Origin of the sequence: Paracoccus sp. SMMA_5_TC, assembly GCF_009696685.2 — a bacterium.
GTDB lineage: Bacteria > Pseudomonadota > Alphaproteobacteria > Rhodobacterales > Rhodobacteraceae > Paracoccus.
The window spans coordinates 76,180-93,506 of sequence record NZ_CP102355.1 but is presented as its reverse complement, the minus strand read 5'-3'; the positions used below and the strand labels follow the sequence as shown (position 1 = coordinate 93,506).

Genomic DNA, 17,327 nt, shown 5'->3' with positions numbered 1-17,327 from the left:
GCCGCGCGCAGTCACTTGGTCAGGATCAACTTGCCGGCGCGGGTGATGCGCAGGTTGTAGATCTGATCGCCCAGGGCGATCAGCGCCTGATTGCCACCGGCGGTCAGCGTCTGGGCATCATGCTGGGGCAGACGCTGCAAGGGGGTAACGCCGGGGCGGGTGAAATCGGCAGGGCGCGTCGCGGTCATCTGTGGTCCTCATTCCGTCTCTGTCGCGATACCTGTAACCTGACAAATTGACTCGGGGATGTCAAAGAAAAAGAGTCGGGTATTCCATATCCCTGCGCTAGGGGCGCGACAGGCAATCGGCCAGGGTGCTACCCAGATTGCGCAGCAATTCGGTGTAAAGCTGCGGTCCGGGCGACAGGGTGCTGCCTTCCGGGTCCAGGGCCTCGCCCGCGCGCACGCCGCTGCCTTCGGTGACCGAGGCGATCAGCCGCCGATCATGGTTGGCCTCGGGGAAGGCGCAATGCGCATTGCCTTGCGCGGCCTGCTGGCGAATGGACTGGAGCCTTGCGGCCGACGGTGTCGATGCATCGCCCAGGCTGACGGCAATTGTCGGCCCGACCCCGTAGCGATCGGTGAAATAGCCATAGGCGTCGTGGAATACGACAAACGGTTTGCCGCGCAGCGGCGCCAGCCTGGCCTCCAGCTCGGCATCCAGCGCCTGCATCTCGGCAGCAGCCCGTTCGGCATTCGCCGCAAAGGCGGCCGCATTCGCCGGATCGCGGGCGCTTAGTGCCTGCGCGATTGCCTGCAGCCACAGCTCGGCATTTCGGGGGTCCAGCCAGGCATGTGGGTCGATGCCCGAGTGGTCATGGTCGTGCCCGTGATCGCCCGCATCTTCATGCTCATGCTCATGCTCATGCTCATGTGCATGTTCGTCCTTGCCGTCATGCGCATCGGCAGCGATTTCCTGATCGAAGTTGCGCAAATGCGTGCCAGGAACGGTCAGCAAGGTCAGCAAATCGCCATGATCGCGGCCGTCAACCGCCCTTTGCAGCCATGGCGTCATCTGCGGCCCGACCCAGACCACCAGATCGGCCTGTTGCAGTGCGCGGGCCTGACTGGGCCGCAGCTGATAGCTGTGGGCGTCGGCGCCGCTGGCCACCAGCAATGTGGGGCTGCCCAGATCGCCCAGCACCTGATCGACCAGAGCGGCGACAGGCGGCAGGTCGGTAACCACCCGCGGCACGTCGGCCAGCGCGGGCAGGGCGCCAAGGCTCAGCGCCATCAGCGGGACAAGGGTTTTGTGCAACATGACACTCTCGCTTGCTTAAACGCGTCGGTTATTTATGTTATAAAGTAACCAGTCAAGATGGATGTGACATTATAACATGAATGAAACCTGCGGCCCAGGCGATGCCTTTCACGATCACGATCACGCCCATTGCGCCGCCGAGGTTCTGCGACGGGCCGAGGATCAGGCCCAACGCGATGGCGTGCGCCTGACGCCAGTGCGACGGCGGGCGCTGGAAATCCTGCTGGAATCGCATCGGGCGATGGGGGCTTACGAAGTGCTGGAGCGGCTGGCAGCCGAAGGCTTCGGCCGACAGCCGCCGGTCGCCTATCGGGCGCTGGATTTCCTGGTCGATCAGGGGCTGGCCCATCGCGTGCAGCGCCTGAACGCCTATGTCGCCTGCCTGTCGCCACAGCGCGACCACTCTCCGGCCTTTCTGATCTGCCGCGGCTGTCACCGCCTGGCCGAGGCCGAAACCACCGAGCTGCAACCCGCATTGGCGGCAATGGCCGGAAGCCTCGGGTTTCGCACCGAACGTGCCAGCGTCGAGCTGCTGGGACTGTGCCAGAACTGCCAGGAGGCCGGGGCATGAGCGCGCTGATCGCGGCCAGTGGTCTGTCGGTCACGCATCCCGCCGGCGACCTGCCGGTCCTGCGCGATGTCGATTTCCGGATCGATCCGGGTGAAATCGTGACCGTGGTCGGGCCGAACGGGTCGGGGAAATCGACGCTGATGCGGGCACTTCTGGGTCATGTCGCGCCCAGTGCCGGGCAGGTGACGCGCATGGCGGGGCTGCGTATCGGCTATGTGCCGCAGCGGGTGCATGTCGAACGGGCGATGCCGATGACGGTGCGCCGTTTCCTGTCGCTGCCCCGGCGCGTCACGGACGATCAGGCCGCCGCGGCATTGGACCGCACGGGGGTGCCCGGCCTTCAGGATCGCCAGATCGTCGCCTTGTCCGGCGGCCAGTTCCAGCGCGTGCTGCTGGCGCGGGCCTTGCTGAACGATCCGCAATTGCTGGTCCTGGACGAGCCGACCCAGGGACTGGATCAACCCGGCATCGTGGCCTTCTACAAGCTGATCGAGGAGGTGCGCGCACAGACCGGGGCGGCGGTCCTGATGGTCAGCCATGACCTGCTGGTGGTGATGCGCGCCTCGGACCGGGTCATCTGCCTCAACGGTCACATCTGCTGCGAGGGCACGCCACAGGCGGTCAGCGCCGCCCCCGCCTATCGCGCCCTGTTCGGGGCCGAAGCGCAAGGAACGCTGGCCCTGTATCAACATCACCACGACCACGATCACGACCACCTGCACGATGCCGAGGCCGACCATCGCCACGGCCCGGGCTGCGTTCATTCCTGAGGACATCATGTTCGACGATTTTCTGACCCGCGCCCTGCTGGCCGGGCTGGGGCTGGTTCTGGCGACGGGACCGCTTGGTTGTTTCGTGGTCTGGCGCCGGATGGCCTATTTTGGCGATTCGACCGCACATGCCGCGATTCTGGGCGTTGCGCTGAGCTTTGCCTTTGCGATGCCCATCTACCTGGGCACCGTCGCCGTGGCGATCGCAATGGCCGTGCTGGTGGCGCAACTTGGAGGTCGCGGCCAGTCGACCGACACCGTTCTGGGCGTGCTGGCGCATGGTGCCCTGGCGCTGGGGCTGGTGGCGGCCAGTTTGGTGCCGTCACTGCGCAGCGGTCTGGATGCGTTTCTTTTCGGCGACATCCTGGCGGTGACGCGCGCCGATCTGGCATGGATCTGGTGCGGTGCGGGGCTGGTGCTGGCGCTGTTGATCTGGCGCTGGCAAAGGCTTGTGACGAGTTCCGTCAATGAGGAACTTGCCATGGCCGCCGGCATCAACCCTGCGCGCGAACGCCTGATCCTGTCGCTTGCGCTTGCGCTTGTGGTCGCGATCGCGATTCGCGTGGTGGGGGCATTGCTGGTGTCGGCCATGCTGATCGTGCCCGCAGCGGCCGCGCGCGGATTCGCCAGAACGCCCGAGCAGATGGCAGGTTCCGCGATCCTCTTCGGAGGGCTCGCCGTTTTCGGCGGCCTTTGGGCCAGCCTGGCGCTGGACACGCCTGCCGGTCCGTCTATCGTGGTGGCGGCGCTGGTAATTTATGTCGCAAGTATAGTGGTTTACCGAAAGTGACCTGTGTCGGCGACCGGCGTTCCATCGGCGGGAACCGGCCGGCTGCCGGGCAGGATCCTGCCGCATCCGCAAGGTGTTGGCTAATATGCAACAGTTGCCCCTGACGCGCACGACTGGCGTTCCAAGACCGCTTTCCAAGTGCTTGGGTTTATGCGACTGTCGCAGCGATGTTGCTGGAAACGGCAGCCTTCAAAGTACTGAACGGAGCATGATCATGACCAAATTCGCTACCTTCGCCCTGGCCCTCGGCCTGACGGCTTCGTCGGCTCTCGCCGGTGGCTATGTCGCCCCCGTCGTGGAAGTCGAGCCGGTCGTCGTTGACGAGAAGCCCGCTTCGTCGAACGCTGGCCTGGTGGTTCCGGCCCTGCTGCTGCTGGGCGTGATCGCCGCCGTCGCTTCGGACGACGACGACAGCTGATATCTTTACGGAACTTCGGTTCCGTCAAGGTTCAAGGGACTGACCCCGGGGTCAGTCCCTTTTTGCTTTCCGCGACCCCTATCCGCGGCGCAGGAACGGCATCCGGGGTGCGGGAAAGCCGGATGCCCGATGCGCGCGCAGGCGTCTTTGGCGCCGGGTGGCCAAAGCCCGCCCTGCCGCCACAGCTTGTGCCCGCGACCCGCTTGCCGGGGGCCGGCCTCGAGCGGCTGCCGGGCCACAGGGCGATTTCCCCCCTGCCGCGGTTCTCGGGGACCGGTATCGGTCCAACATGCGCAGCCGCCGCCATAAGGGGAACGGCAGGATTGTCACGGCATCTGGCGCGGCCTGGGGGATACAGCGCAAGGCCCGGCTTGGCGGGATCGCATCGCCGCATCAGGGCGCTGCCGCTAGCGCCCCTGCGCGGACGGTCCAGCCAGGGCTTGCCCCCGTGATGCTGCGGGCCCCGGTCATGAAAAAGGCCGATCCGCGAAACGGATCGGCCGGGCGCGGGCTAGGCTGATGACCTAGCGCAGCACCTGGATGGTCACATAGCCCAGGTTCGGCCCCACCCATTGCCGCGACACCGCCAGGGTGCCGCCCTGGGGCAGATAGCTGTTCTGGAAGCTGACGCCATGGCCCTGGCAGCTTTCGATCACCACCCCGGGTTTGGGGCCCGGGCCGACGGTGCAGTCGAATTTCAGCGGCCGCTCCAGCCCGTCGCCGCTGTAATAGCGCATGACGCGGCTGGCGCTGCCGGAACGGCCGGCGCGGATCAGCGCCTCGGTCTGCGGCTCGGCCACGGACAGGTCATGACCAAGGCCACGCGTGCCGACCAGCATGCCGCCCCGCAGGATCAGCGCCTCTTTCGACGGGGCCATATAGGTGCGCATGCCGCCGTTCTCGCCGGTCATCGCCATCACCTGGTTGCGGCCCAGCGATTCAAAGCCGACCAGGACCAGCGGCCCCGGATTGACCCGCAGCGCCTCGGCCGCCATCTGCTCGGGGGTGCGGGCGGGGGCGGCGGGCTGATCCTCGGCCCCGCGGATGCGGGCGGCGGTGCCGACCGCGGTCTTGGCCGCGATCATCAGCGGGTTCGAGGCATTGCCGCTGTCGTCATTGCCGCAGGCGGCCAGCCCCGCGATCAGCGCCACCGAAAGTGCCGCAGCCTGGATGCGGTGAAAGCTCATCGCCAGAAATCCCCCCAGCCTTGGTAAAGTTTGACCGACTGCGCGTCGCGCACCTTGTCGTAAAGCCGCCCGTTCACGTTGACGCGGGCGCCGCCGTCGCGCGACAGCGACCGCAGCGTGGTGCCGGCGCGATCGCGCGTCGGCGTGCCGGTCGCCCAGGATACCGGGATCGACATGGTGATGCCCTTGTCGAAAGACCCCTCGCCGAATTCCTCGGCACTGAGGTCGGTCTTGGTCGCATAGGCGCCGATGCGCCAGCCGTTGGCGAATTCGCGCGTCAAGGTCACGGTCGCGCCCTTGTCGCCGGCCAGATACTTGCCGACATCCAGCTGTGCGGTGAACCCATTGGCGAATTCGTAATAGGCCGAGACATGGCCGGTGGTGACTTCATAGTCGCGGAAGCCAAAGACATCCTCGAAGTCGCGCTTGCGCACCCGGTTGATCTCGGCGCCGAAGGCCAGCGGCGAATCGGCCGGTTTCCACAGGACTTCGCCCGAGACGCCGCCATAGGCGCGCTCCAGCAGGCCGACGGTGACGCGGGTATAGATCGACTGGCTGGGATGGGCATACCAGGCCAGGGTCAGTTCCGGGATCGTCGGGCTGTCGTTGCCGGCATACATCCGGGTATCCGAGCGCACGCGGGGCACGCCCTTGTAGAATTCGTTCTGCGGATTGGCGACATATTCGTCGGGGGTGAAGTGTTCGCCGCGCCCGCAGCGGTCGACGCCCGCCGGCGGCACGCCGCCCGGACCGCAGGGGATGCCGGGGCCGCGCTGTTCCAGGCTGCCGAAGGCGCGCTGGCGCACGGTGCCCGACAGCACCAGGCCCGGCACCAGCTCGTAGCTGGCCTTCAGCTCGGCCCCGGTTTCATAGCGCAAGGGGTCTTGCGGGTCGAACAGGCCCAGTTCCAGATAGGGCGCGAGCTTCCAGCGAAAGCGCGGGAACAGCCCCGGTGTCGTCACCAGATCGTCGGGTCGCGGCGCGGCATCCTGCACCAGCGCGACCGCGGCGATGCGCCCGGCTTCGGTATTCTCCAGCCGCTCGACATCCGAGCGGCGCAGAACCACCGACGAGGTCGCCATGCCCTCGGCATTCGAGGTGATGACCAGCGTTTCGACCGAGGGCGGCAGCGCCCGCGTCATCAGCCGCGCGGTGCGGCCCACGGCCTCGGCCTGCTGGATGTAGCGGGTGTTGCGGATGCGCACCTCGGCCCGGTTGGCCGACAGGGCCATCGATTCCAGCACCTGACCCTCTTCGGCCAGGGCCTTGGCCAGGGCCGTCTGGATCGCGGGCTGTGCGGTCGGATCGGCCGACCAGGCGCCCGACCAGCCATCGGGATCGGCCGCGGGTGCGGGGCGCGGCCGGACCGGCGCCGGCGCCTTTTCCAGCCCCGAGGGGAAGGGCGCGTTGCGCGGGTTCAGCGCAAAGCTGAACTGCGCCCCCACCTTGTCCCCGCCCAGCGTATAGACGCCCAGCTGATAGCTGGGGCTGAAGGTGTAATAGGCGCCCAGGTTGACCTGGTTGCCCGGCGCCTCTTCGACGCCGCTGGCGGTTTCGCGTTCGTATTTGTCGTTGGAATATTCCGCGACCAGCCGCAGCTTGTCATTGACCTGCCAGGTGACCGAGCCGAAGGGCCGCGCATCGCCGGAAAACCAGTCGCCGATGTTGGGCGTGCCGCCTTCGTCATCGGCATCCAGCGGCCGCTGCTTGCCGGCCAGCCGTCCCCAGCCGACGCCCAGACTGGCGCGCAGGTTAGGGGTCAGGGTCTTGCTGGCGACGATGTATTCGCCCGAATAGACGCCCGTGCCCATGAAATCCTGCAAGCCCACCGCGACCGCGGGCCGCCAGCCGCTCTCGTCCAGCACCTGGAAACGGATGTCGAACGAGCGGTCCCAGATATGGCCCAGGTTGTTGTGATCGTTGATGCCTTCGACCCGGGAATAGCGCAGGGCGGTGGTGACGCGCGGATGCAGCTGGAACACGATGTTGTGCCGCCGGCCCAGGCCGTTCGCGGACACCGTGCCGCCCAGCGTGGCGTCGGGCAGCATCTCGGCCGTCGGGGTTTCGACCGCGCCCGGCAGACCATAGCTGTTCATGACATTGCCGATCATCGGATCGGTGCGCGCCGGGGTGGCCCCCAGGCCCAGCAGCAGCGCCATGGGCACTGTCGTGGCCAGCAGTCGGCGGGTTGTCGTCGAATGGGCGCGCATCTGCGGATCCTTTCACTGCAAGGCCCGCGTCCGGTGCGGGCAGGGGGCGCCGCGGCCGGGACCGCGGCGCCGCAACGGGGTCATTCGGTCTTGGCGGGCGGCACGGGCAGGATCAGTGCCGGGGCGGGAACGCCGCTGGTGATGTCGGCGGGCTTGGCCGGTTCGCTGGTCGGGGCCGGCGTTGCGGGTGCCGACGTTGCGGGTGCCGACGTTGCGGGTGCCGACGTTGCGGGTGCCGGTGCCTCGGTCGCCGGTGTCGCGGGTGCCGGTGTCGCGGGGGCGCTGGCCGCCGGGGTTTCCGGCGCTGGCGTGGCCGGTGCCGTCGTGGCCGGTGCCGTCGTGGTCGGGGCGGGGCTTGCCGGGGTTGCGGGTGCCGCCGGCTTCGGCTGGGCTGCTGCGGCCGGCTTTGGCGCCGCCTTGGGCTTGGGCGCCGCGGACGAGGCCTGCACCTGCGCCTTGGGCATGGTATCGGTGGCTGCGGCACAGCCGGTCAGCCGCTGGCTGCCCACGCGCAGATTGGCGGTAAAGGGCGCCTTCTGGCCGCCGGCCTCGCAGGCCTGGGCGCGGATGTTCAGCGCAAACACCGATCCGTTCATGGTGCCGATGAACTCGACCCCCTTGCCATAGGTCATGCGCCGCACGCTGACACCCACGGACTTGGCGCCGGGGCGTTCATAGACCGCGGTCTTGTCGGCGGCGGTCACCGTCCAGCCGGCGCCGCTGGCGCGGAAGATGGCGGTGGCCATGGTGCTGGCTTCGGCGGTGGCGACGGGCACGCCCGCGGCCCCGGTCTCGATCGGCTGTTCCAGCGGCGAGACAGCCGGGGGGCCGGAATGGGTGGCGGGGGCTGCCTCTTCCGCGCGTTCTTCCTGCTGGAACGGCAGGTTTCCGCAGGCGGCAAGGGCAACAGTCATCGAAAGGACGGCGAAGGCCGAACGGAATTTCATCTGCTCTGTCCCGGTTCCGAGGGTTTTGCTTATGCCTGATTGGCTACAGGAAGGCCCGGCTTTCGGCAAGCACAGACAGGCCGCGCAGGGGTTGCCTGACGGGGATTTGCGCGGAAGTTCGCGCCGCTCAGCAGTTGGGGACGTTGACGGCCAGTCCGCCCAGCGATGTTTCCTTGTATTTGTCGCTCATGTCGCGGCCGGTCTGGCGCATGGTCTCGATGGCCGCGTCCAGCGGCACGAAATGCTGGCCGTCGCCACGCAACGCCAGGCTGGCGGCGCTGACCGCCTTGATCGCGCCCAGGCCGTTGCGTTCGATGCAAGGCACCTGCACCAGCCCGCGCACCGGGTCGCAGGTCATGCCCAAATGATGTTCCAGCGCGATTTCGGCGGCGTTCTCGACCTGCTGGGGGGTGCCGCCCAGCACCGCGCACAGACCCGCCGCCGCCATGGCGCTGGCCGAGCCGACCTCGGCCTGACAGCCGCATTCGGCGCCCGAGATGCTGGCATTGTGCTTGATCAGCCCGCCGATGGCGGCGGCGGTCAGCAGGAATTCGTCCAGCTGGCGCTCCGAGGCGCCGGGCACATGGTCCAGCCAGTAGCGGATCACCGCCGGCACCACCCCGGCCGCGCCATTGGTGGGCGCCGTCACCACCTGGCCGCCGGCGGCGTTTTCCTCGTTCACGGCCATGGCATACATGGACATCCAGTCGTTGATGACATGTGGCGCGGTCAGGTTGGTGCCCGCCTCGGCCCGCAGGGCGGCGAGGATTGCGGGCGCGCGGCGGCGGATCGACAGCCCGCCGGGCAGGGTGCCGGGGGTGGCCAGGCCGCGATCCATGCAGTCGCGCATCACCTGCCAGATGCGGGCGATGCCGCTGGCGATCTGTGCCGGGCTGCGGTGGACGCGCTCGTTCTCCATCTTCATTGCGGCGATGGTCTTGCCCGATCGCGCGGCCATGTCCAGCATTTCCGCGGCAGTGGCAAAGGGATAGGGCACCTTGGGGTCGGCATCCGTGCGACTGTCGTCGCCACGCGCGGCCAGTTCCGCCTCGGTCAGCACAAAGCCGCCGCCCACCGAATAATAGGTCTGTTGATAGATCACGTCGCCCTGGGCATCGGTCGCCATCAGTATCATGCCATTGGCATGGCCGGGCAGGGCGCGGTCGAAGTCGAACACCAGGTCGCGCGCCGGATCGAAGCGCAGCTCGCCCAGGCCCGGCGGCGACAGCATGCCGCTGCGGCGGTTCTGTTCCAGCGCCGCCTCGGCGGCCTCGGCGTCCATGGTTTCGGGCAGGAAACCCGCCAGGCCCAGGATGGTGGCGCGGTCGGTGGCGTGACCCTTGCCGGTAAAGGCCAGGCTGCCGTGCAGGCTGGCGCGCAGGCCCTGGGGGCGAAAGGGCTGCTGGGCAAGCGCCGCCAGGAAACGCCCGCCCGCCACCATCGGCCCCATGGTATGGGACGAGGAAGGGCCGACCCCGATCTTGAAGATGTCAAAGACCGACAGAAACATGCGCGCTGATCCTTATGCCGTGCGGGGTCAAGCTTAGCCAGCCCGCGCCGGGCCTGCCAGAGCGGCTGCGACGCGGCGCAGGCAATTTCGCGACATTTGACGAACCCGCCATTGCGCATTATTTGGGCAGCCTGCCCAAACTCAAGGCAGATTCCCGCGGGCCGGCTCATCGACGGACCGCTGCCGACGCACGATACTTTCGCAGTTTTTCCGCCCGTCCTACGAGTCTGGTCATGACATTGCCCGCCCCCATCCTGCTTGGCGACATCCGGCTTGGTCCCGGCGTCTTTCTGGCCCCGATGGCCGGCATCACCGACCTGCCGTTCCGCCGCGCCGTCGCCCGTCACGGCGGGGCCGGGCTGATGGTCAGCGAGATGGTCGCCTCGACCGAGATGGTGACGCCGCGCCCCTCGACCCGGGCGGCGGTGCGCGCCAAGGCGCTGACCGAAGGCGTGCTGCCGGTCAGCGTGCAGATCGCCGGGCGCGAGGCCGGGGCCATGGCCGAAACCGCCCGCATCGTCGCCGGCATGGGCGCGCGGATCATCGACATCAACATGGGCTGCCCGGCCAAGAAGGTGACGGGCGGCCTGTCCGGGGCGGCGCTGATGCGCGATCTGGACCATGCGCTGGGCCTGATCGACGCGGTGGTCGCCGCGGTGCCCGACCTGCCGGTCACGCTGAAGATGCGGCTGGGCTGGGACCAGGATTGCCTGAACGCGCCGGAACTGGCGGCGCGGGCAGCGGATGCCGGGGTGCGGATGCTGACCGTCCACGGCCGCACTCGGGCGCAATTCTATACCGGCCGCGCCGATTGGGTGGCGATCGGGCGGGTGGCGCGCCTGCCCGGCCGGCCGCCGCTGGTCGCCAATGGCGATGTGGTCGATGCGGCCTCGGCGCGGGCGGCACTGGCGCAATCGGGGGCCGATGCGGTGATGGTCGGGCGCGGCGCCCAGGGCGCGCCCTGGCGGCTGGCGCAGATCGCGCATGAGCTGTGGGGCACGCCGGCGCCGCAGGTGCCGCAAGGCCCCGCCCTGGCCGATGCCGTCGCCTGGCACTACGACGACATCCTGTCGCTTTACGGCTCCGAACTGGGCCTGCGCGTGGCGCGCAAGCATCTGGGCTGGTATGCCCAGGCCAATGGCGCCCCGAACCGGGCCGAACTGCTGTCGGCGACGACCCCGCAGGCGGCGCTTGCGGCGATCCGGGCGGGCTTTGCCGATGCCGGGCCGGCGCTGCAACCCGTCGAGGCCCCGGCATGAGCGCCCGCGGCCGCGCCCCCGAACGCCCCGACCCCGAGGTCGAGACCTGCGCCGGCTTTTGCCCGGCCGAGGTCGGGCCGAACTGGGCGGCGCTGCCGCTGCCGGCGATCATCCTGGACGCCCAGGGCCGTATCGCCGCCATGAACGACCTGGCCGAGGCGTTTCTGAACGTCTCGTGCCGCTCGTCGCTGGGGCTGGCCATCGAGGGCCCCGAGATGCTGAAGCGGCTGCGCATCCTGCCGGCGCTGGGCGCGATCCTGGCGCCGATGCGCCAGGGGCACGAGGCGCTGAACCGCGCCGGCGTCCGCTTTCAGATCGGCGATCGCGCCGGCGGCCATGTCGAGCGCATGGCCACGCTGCATGTGGGCCATGCCCCCAGCCCGGCGGGCGGCTTTGCCGTCCTGATCGCCCCGGTCGAGGGCAACGGCCGCCTGGCCCAGGGGCAGGCCGCGCGTCTGGCGGCGCGGTCGGCCATCGGCATGGCCGAGATGCTGGCCCATGAAATCAAGAACCCGCTGGCGGGGATTCGCGGCGCGGCGCAGCTGATCGGCATGAACCTGCAGGCCGAGGATCGCGAGCTGGCCGATCTGATCGTGGCCGAATCGCGCCGCATCGTCGAATTGCTGGACCAGGTCGAACGCTTTGGCGATACCTCGCCGCCGGTGCTGGCGGCGGTGAATGTCCATGATGTGCTGGAACGCGTCCGCCGCCTGGCCGGGGTGGGCTTCGGCCAGGGGTTGCGCATCGTGCCGGAGTACGACCCCTCGCTGCCGATGGCGCGGGTCGATGCCGACCAGATGGTGCAGGTCTGCCTGAACCTGGTGCGCAACGCCGCCGAAGCGATCGGCCGTGGCGGCGCGGGCGGCACCATTCGCCTGCGCAGCTTTTATGACGGCACGCTGCGGCTGGCCCCGACCGAGGCCGAGCCCCTGGGCCGCAGCCTGCCGTTGCAGATCGAGGTCGAGGACGACGGCCCCGGCATCCCGCCCGCCATCGCCGATGCCATGTTCGAGCCCTTCGTTTCGGGGCGGGAAAACGGCACAGGGCTGGGGCTGGCGCTGGTGTCCAAGATCATCGCCGACCACGGCGCCTGGATCGCGGTGGATTCGCGCCCCGGCCGCACCGTTTTCCGCCTTTCCCTGCCCAAAGCCTGAGGTGTGTCATGGATGGGACCGTTCTGCTTGCCGATGACGACCGCACCATCCGCACGGTGCTGACCCAGGCGCTGACCCGCGCCGGCTGTCGCGTCCATGCCACCGGCTCGCTGGCGCAGCTGTTGCGCTGGGTCGAGGAGGGGCGCGGCGATCTGGTCGTCACCGACGTGATGATGCCCGACGGCAACGGCATCGACATGATTCCCGCCATCCGCCGTGCCCGCGCCGACCTGCCGGTGATCGTGATTTCGGCGCAGAACACCATCGTCACCGCCATCCGCGCGACCGAGGCGGCGGCCTTCGACTATCTGCCCAAGCCCTTCGATCTGCCCGAGCTGATGCAGCGTGCCGGGCAGGCGCTGGCGCAGCGGCCGCGGCGTGTCGATCCGCAACCGGTTCAGGACGATGCCGGGGTGGTGGCGCCGGACGGTGATCCGGGCCTGCCGCTGATCGGCCATGCCCCGGTCATGCAGAACCTGTTTCGCATGGTGGCGCGGGTGCTGAACGCCGATCTGCCGGTGCTGATCGCGGGCGAGCCGGGGGTGGGCAGGACCATGCTGGCGCGGTCGTTCCACGACCTGTCGGACCGGCGCGCGGCGGGGCTGGCGGTGCTGACCTCGGCCGATGTCGCGGACGAGGCGATCCAGCGCGCCGGCGAACGCGCCCAGGCCGGCACCCTGCTGATCGAGGATCCGGCCAGCCTGGACGCAGTTGCCCAGGCGCGGTTGATCGGCATGATCGAGACATGGGAGGCCGGCCCCGGCCGCGCGCAGGTGCCGCGGCTGCTGGCCACCGCCGGCCCCGATCCGCAGGCCGATGTGGCCGCCGGCCGCCTGCGCGCCGATCTGTATTACCGCCTGGCCGGTGTCACCATCACGGTGCCGCCGCTGCGCGCCCGCGTCGATGATATTCCGCCCCTGGCACGACATCTGCTGGCGCGGGCCGCGGCCCAGGGGCTGCCGCGCCGGACCCTGTCGGAGGGGGCCGCCGCCGCGATCCGCGCCCATGCCTTTCCCGGCAATGTGCGCGAACTGGAAAACCTGATGCGCCGTCTGGCGCTGACCGCCGCCGCGCCCGAGATCACCCAGGCCGAGGCTCGGGCCGCTCTGGCCGAAACCGCCCCGGCCGTGGCCTTGCAGGCGGCGCCTGCATCTGTTGCCGGCAGCACTGCCGCGCCGATCCAACCGGGCGAGATGCGTCTGGCACAATCCGTTCAGGCGCATTTGCAGCGCTATTTCGACCTGCACGGCGATGCCTTGCCGCCCCCCGGTCTTTACGACCGCATCCTGCGCGAGATCGAGCGCCCCTTGTTGCAGATCGCGCTGGATGCGACCGGCGGCAATCAGCTGCGCTGTGCCGATTTGCTGGGCATCAACCGCAATACGCTGCGCAAGAAACTGACCGAGCTGAATATCGAGGTGACACGGCGCCGCAAACTGATGTAAAACGGCCACAGATGGCCCTGCAATCGTCGCGCAGAGGCCACAGAACGGCCGCGGCACAGCGGCGAGGGCATGAGGTCGGGCACAGTGGCGGGAACCCTGTCAAGGGACGCGTGGGAACGGGTCGCAAGGCTGCGGCGCCGGCGGGGCATGCGCAATGCCGCCACGCTGGGCCTGGTGCTGCTGGGGCCGGCGCTGGCCGGGTTGACCTTTGCCATCATGGGCCCCTTTGCCGATGCAGCGGCGGGCGGAACGCTGTTGCGGCTGGTGCTGCTGGCCGACCTGATCTATCTGATCGTGCTGACCGGGCTTGTGGCCACGCGCATGGCCCGTATCGTCGCCGCGCGGCGCAAGTCGGCGGCGGGATCGCGGCTGCACATGCGGCTGGTCGCGGTGTTTGCCACCATCGCGCTGGTGCCCACGGTGCTGGTGGCGCTGTTTGCCGGGCTGACGCTGAACATCGGGTTGGAGGGCTGGTTTTCCAGCCGGGTGCAGCAGGTGGTGTCCAGTTCGCTGGCCGCGGCCGAGGCCTATCAGGACGAACACCGCCGCGACCTGACCAATGACGCCAAGCTGCTGGCCGGGGCGCTGACCCAGGCCGCGCGGCTCAATCCGATGATGGATGATGGCGAATTGCGGCTGCTGCTGGGCCAGGGCCAGGCCCAGATCCAGCGCGGCCTGCGCGAGGCCTATATCATCGACGGGCGGGGCGAGATCCGCGCCCGCGGCGACCGCAGCTATCAGTTCTGGTTCGAGCGTCCGGCTCCGGCCCAGTTCGACGAGGCCGCCGCCAAGGGGCTGGTCCTGATCGAGGACTGGCAGAACAACGAATTTCGCGCGCTGGTGCCGCTGACGCCGCTGGCCGACCGGTATCTGTATGTGACCCGCGATGTCGACGGCCACCTGCTGGGGCTGCTGGACGACACCCGCAAGACCGTGGGCGACTATCAGCGCCTGGAACAGGAACGCGGCCGGGTGCTGTTTGAATTCTCGCTGCTGTATCTGGGGTTTGCGCTGCTGCTGGTGGCGGCGGCGATGTGGCTGGGCCTGTGGTTCGCCGACCGGCTGTCGCGGCCCATCGGCCGCCTGGCCGAGGCCTCGGAACAGGTGGGCGAGGGCAACCTGGACCTGCAGATCCCCGCGCCCGACACCGGCGACGAGATCCAGACCCTGGGCGAAAGCTTCAACCGCATGACCCGGCAACTGAAGCAGCAGCGCGCCGAACTGGTCGAAAGCTATCGCCTGGCCGACGATCAGCGCCGGCTGTTCGACAGCGTGCTGTCCTCGGTCACGGCGGGGGTGATCGGGCTGGACGCGGCCGGAGAGATCGATTTCCTGAACCGTTCGGCCACGCGCCTGCTGGGGCTGGACCCGGCTTTGGCGCATGACCGGCTGCTGGCCGAGGCGGTGCCCGAGTTCGCGCCCCTGTTCGAGCGGCTTGCGCAATCGGTCAACGAATCGGTGCAGGACGAAATCCGCCTGACCCGCGACGGCCGGGTCGAAAGCCTGTTGGTGCGCATGGCGATCCGCCGCGGCGCCGCCGGCAGCCTGGAAGGCTATGTGGTGGCGCTGGACGATGTAACCGACCTGGTGTCGGCCCAGCGCATGGCGGCCTGGGGAGATGTCGCCCGCCGCGTCGCGCATGAGATCAAAAACCCGCTGACCCCGATCCAGCTGTCGGCCGAGCGGCTGAAGCGCAAGTTCGCCCCCATCGCCGGCGACGACCGCGAGGCCTTGGAACAATATACCGAGGTCATCATCCGCCAGACCAACGACCTGCGCCGGATCGTGGACGAATTCTCGCGCTTTGCCCGCATGCCGGAGCCCGACCGCAAGGAAACCGACATCGCCAAGCTGCTGCGCGACGCCGAGCTGATGCAGCGCGACGCATTGCAGGGGGCGCTGGTGTCGCGCATTCCCGAAGGGCCGGTGATCGTCGATGCCGATGCCGGCATGATGCGGCAGGTGTTCACCAACCTGCTGAAGAACGCCGGCGAGGCGCTGGACGAATTGCGCGCCGACCCGCCGCAGGGCTGGGTGCCGCGCGTGAGTGTCGAGCTTGAGGCCGCCCCCGATGCGGTGACCATCCGCATCATCGACAACGGTCCCGGCCTGCCGCAGGACCGCACCCGGCTGTTCGAGCCCTATGTCACGATGAAACCGGGCGGGACCGGCCTGGGACTGCCCATCGTCAAGAAGATCGTCGAGGAACACGGCGGCAGCCTGGCGCTGACCGACGCCCCCGGCGGGCGCGGCGCCATGGCCGAAATCCGCCTGCCCCGCGAACGCCAGCCGGTGCGCCTGTCGGCCCGCCGCCACAAAACAGAGCAGGAAACATTCAAATGAGCGATATTCTGATTGTCGATGACGAACGCGACATCCGCGAACTGATTTCCGATATCCTGCGCGACGAAGGTTTTGCGACGCGCATGGCGGCCAATTCCGATCAGGCGATGGCGGAACTGAACGCCGTCGAACCTGCCCTGATGATCCTGGACATCTGGCTGAAGGACAGCAAGATGGACGGCATCGACATTCTCAAGCAGGTCAAGCGCAACAATCCCGATGTGCCGGTAGTCATCATCTCGGGGCACGGCAACATCGAAATCGCCGTCGCCGCGATCAAGCAGGGCGCCTATGATTTCATCGAAAAGCCGTTCAACATCGACCAGTTGCTGGTGGTGATCCGCCGGGCGATGGAAACCGCACGGCTACGGCGCGAGAACTCGACCCTGAAGCGCGGCGAAAGCCGCGCGGCCGAAATGCTGGGCAATTCCGCCCCGTTCCGTCGGATGCGCGAACAGCTGGACAAGGTGGCGAAATCGAACGGTCGGGTGATGCTGACCGGCGAACCGGGTGCCGGCAAGGAATGCGCGGCGCGCTATATCCACGCCCAGAGCCCGCGCGCCCGCGAACCCTTTGTCACCGTGCCCTGCGCCACCATCGAGCCCGAGCACATGGAAGAGGTGCTGTTCGGCCGCGAGACCCCCGGTCGCGGCGTCGAGCCGGGGCTGCTGGAACAGGCGCATGGCGGCGTGATCTATTTCGACGAGGTCGCCGACATGCCGCTGGGCACCCAGCCCAAGATCCTGCGCGTGCTGACCGAACAGCAGTTCCAGCGTGCCGGGGGGACCGACAAGGTGCGGGTGGATCTGCGGGTGATTTCCTCGACCAACCGCGACCTGACGGCCGAAATCGCCGCCGGACGTTTTCGCCAGGAACTTTACGATCGTCTGAACGTGGTGCCGGTTGCGGTGCCTTCGCTGGCCGAACGGCGCGACGACATCCCGCTGCTGGCCGAACATTTCGTCGAGCATTTCCACCAGGTGCAGGGGCTGCCGCTGCGTCGCCTCAGCGAGGAAACCTGCGCCGCGTTGCAGGCAATGCACTGGCCGGGCAACATCCGCCAGCTGCGCAACGTCATCGAACGGGTGCTGATCCTGGGGGACGGCAACGGGCCGATCCAGCCGTCGGAACTGGAAACCCAGAACGGCAGCACCTCGACCAGCGAGGCGCTGGCGCTGGGGCCGCAGATCACCAGCCTGGCGCTGCGCGAGGCACGCGAACTTTTCGAGCGCGAATACCTGCTGGCGCAGATCAACCGCTTTGGCGGCAATATCAGCCGCACCGCGCAATTCGTCGGCATGGAACGTTCGGCCCTGCACCGCAAGCTGAAGTCGCTGGGCGTCGTCGGCGGCATGCGGGTCGAAGAGGAATTGATGGGCAAATGACGCCGGCCGGTCCGGCCGGACGGGGATTTCCCTGTATCGGCCGGCCGCAAGCCGCGCTAGGATCGCCGTTGACCAGGG

General features: G+C 68.5%; 15 protein-coding genes. 9 read left to right on the top strand and 6 right to left on the bottom strand.

Annotation, left to right across the window (positions count from 1 at the left end):
* Nucleotides 1-11 precede the first annotated feature (11 nt).
* Nucleotides 12-188, bottom strand: a complete 177-nt coding sequence (gene hemP / locus GB880_RS00480) for a hemin uptake protein HemP (RefSeq protein WP_154494312.1) — start codon at nt 186-188, stop codon at nt 12-14.
* Nucleotides 189-285: 97 nt separating this feature from the next.
* Complete coding sequence (locus GB880_RS00475) at nt 286-1,260, bottom strand: zinc ABC transporter substrate-binding protein (RefSeq protein ID WP_154494313.1); 975 nt, start codon at nt 1,258-1,260, stop codon at nt 286-288.
* A gap of 76 nt (nt 1,261-1,336) precedes the next feature.
* On the opposite strand from GB880_RS00475, the gene GB880_RS00470 reads away from it, so the two are divergent.
* The 4 genes from GB880_RS00470 to GB880_RS00455 all read left to right on the top strand — a co-directional run bounded on the left by GB880_RS00470 (nt 1,337) and on the right by GB880_RS00455 (nt 3,809).
* Entirely contained in the window at nt 1,337-1,831 is a 495-nt protein-coding gene (locus GB880_RS00470; protein WP_154494314.1) for a Fur family transcriptional regulator, read from the top strand.
* Nucleotides 1,828-2,601: a metal ABC transporter ATP-binding protein gene (locus GB880_RS00465; protein WP_154494315.1), complete on the top strand. Its 774-nt coding sequence runs from the start codon at nt 1,828-1,830 to the stop codon at nt 2,599-2,601. Before GB880_RS00470 ends, GB880_RS00465 begins: the two co-directional genes overlap by 4 nt.
* Before the next feature lie 7 nt (nt 2,602-2,608).
* The gene (locus tag GB880_RS00460) at nt 2,609-3,391 is read left to right on the top strand and encodes an iron chelate uptake ABC transporter family permease subunit (RefSeq protein WP_154494316.1); all 783 of its coding nucleotides are present in this window, start codon (nt 2,609-2,611) and stop codon (nt 3,389-3,391) included.
* Nucleotides 3,392-3,605: 214 nt separating this feature from the next.
* Nucleotides 3,606-3,809, top strand: a complete 204-nt coding sequence (locus GB880_RS00455; RefSeq protein ID WP_379029276.1) for a hypothetical protein — start codon at nt 3,606-3,608, stop codon at nt 3,807-3,809.
* Nucleotides 3,810-4,333: 524 nt separating this feature from the next.
* Here GB880_RS00455 and GB880_RS00450 read toward each other — a convergent pair.
* From GB880_RS00450 to GB880_RS00435, 4 genes are all read right to left on the bottom strand, one after another.
* Complete coding sequence (locus GB880_RS00450) at nt 4,334-4,996, bottom strand: YjbF family lipoprotein (RefSeq protein WP_154494317.1); 663 nt, start codon at nt 4,994-4,996, stop codon at nt 4,334-4,336.
* Complete coding sequence (locus tag GB880_RS00445) at nt 4,993-7,206, bottom strand: YjbH domain-containing protein (RefSeq protein ID WP_154494318.1); 2,214 nt, start codon at nt 7,204-7,206, stop codon at nt 4,993-4,995. Before GB880_RS00445 ends, GB880_RS00450 begins: the two co-directional genes overlap by 4 nt.
* Nucleotides 7,207-7,286: 80 nt before the next feature.
* Nucleotides 7,287-8,153, bottom strand: coding sequence for a hypothetical protein (locus GB880_RS00440; RefSeq protein WP_263467205.1), 867 nt, complete (start codon nt 8,151-8,153; stop codon nt 7,287-7,289).
* A 127-nt stretch (nt 8,154-8,280) separates the two neighbouring features.
* Nucleotides 8,281-9,663, bottom strand: a complete 1,383-nt coding sequence (locus GB880_RS00435; protein ID WP_154550771.1) for an L-serine ammonia-lyase — start codon at nt 9,661-9,663, stop codon at nt 8,281-8,283.
* Between the two features lie 233 nt (nt 9,664-9,896).
* Between GB880_RS00435 and dusB the strand changes: the two genes are divergently transcribed.
* The 5 genes from dusB (at nt 9,897) to ntrX (ending at nt 17,249) form a co-directional block, all read left to right on the top strand.
* A complete protein-coding gene (gene dusB, locus GB880_RS00430; protein ID WP_263467204.1) occupies nt 9,897-10,922 on the top strand; it encodes a tRNA dihydrouridine synthase DusB in 1,026 nt (341 codons plus the stop codon).
* Nucleotides 10,919-12,076, top strand: coding sequence for a two-component system sensor histidine kinase NtrB (locus GB880_RS00425; RefSeq protein WP_154494458.1), 1,158 nt, complete (start codon nt 10,919-10,921; stop codon nt 12,074-12,076). The genes dusB and GB880_RS00425 overlap by 4 nt, the downstream gene beginning before the upstream one ends.
* 8 nt (nt 12,077-12,084) lie before the next feature.
* A complete protein-coding gene (locus GB880_RS00420; RefSeq protein ID WP_263467203.1) occupies nt 12,085-13,521 on the top strand; it encodes a sigma-54 dependent transcriptional regulator in 1,437 nt (478 codons plus the stop codon).
* Nucleotides 13,522-13,590: 69 nt separating this feature from the next.
* On the top strand, nt 13,591-15,864 hold the full coding sequence (locus GB880_RS00415) for a sensor histidine kinase (protein ID WP_154494276.1): 2,274 nt from the start codon (nt 13,591-13,593) through the stop codon (nt 15,862-15,864).
* Nucleotides 15,861-17,249 (top strand): nitrogen assimilation response regulator NtrX, encoded by a 1,389-nt coding sequence (gene ntrX / locus GB880_RS00410; protein ID WP_154494275.1) that lies wholly within the window; start codon nt 15,861-15,863, stop codon nt 17,247-17,249. Before GB880_RS00415 ends, ntrX begins: the two co-directional genes overlap by 4 nt.
* Nucleotides 17,250-17,327: the final 78 nt, after the last annotated feature.